This is a genomic window from Micromonospora sp. BS32 (assembly GCF_059089345.1).
The window spans coordinates 1-416 of the sequence record NZ_JBSSHR010000142.1; the positions used below are offsets into that span (position 1 = coordinate 1).

1 pseudogene is annotated in these 416 nt (G+C 75.7%); it reads left to right on the forward strand.

Annotation, left to right across the window (positions count from 1 at the left end):
* Positions 1-229 (forward strand): annotated as a pseudogene (locus AC5RWQ_RS30640) (phosphoglucosamine mutase); the annotation flags it as partial.
* Positions 230-416 lie beyond the last annotated feature (187 nt).

Consider the following 416-nt stretch of genomic DNA (forward strand, 5'->3'; position numbering starts at 1 on the left):
GGTGCTGGTCAACGTGCCCGACGTGGACAAGGACCGGATGCCGCGCGCCCCCGAACTGGCCGCGGCCGTCAGCCAGGCCGAGGCCGAACTCGGCACCACCGGCCGGGTGCTGCTGCGCCCCTCGGGCACCGAGCCGCTGGTGCGGGTGATGGTCGAGGCCGCGGACATCGACCACGCGCGGACGGTGGCCGGGCGGCTGGCCGACCTGGTCAAGGCGACGCTGGGCTGAGGACGGCGGGCGCGGCGCGGCGGCCGTACGGGCTCCGCGCCGCGCCTCAGAGCTTGCGCAGCCGCAGCCGCCGCACCTTGTGCCGTTCGCCCTTGCGCAGCACCAGCGTGGCGCGGCCGCGGGTGGGCAGCACGTTCTCCTCCAGGTTGGGCAGGTTGACCGTGCGCCAGACCATGCGGGCGTAGGA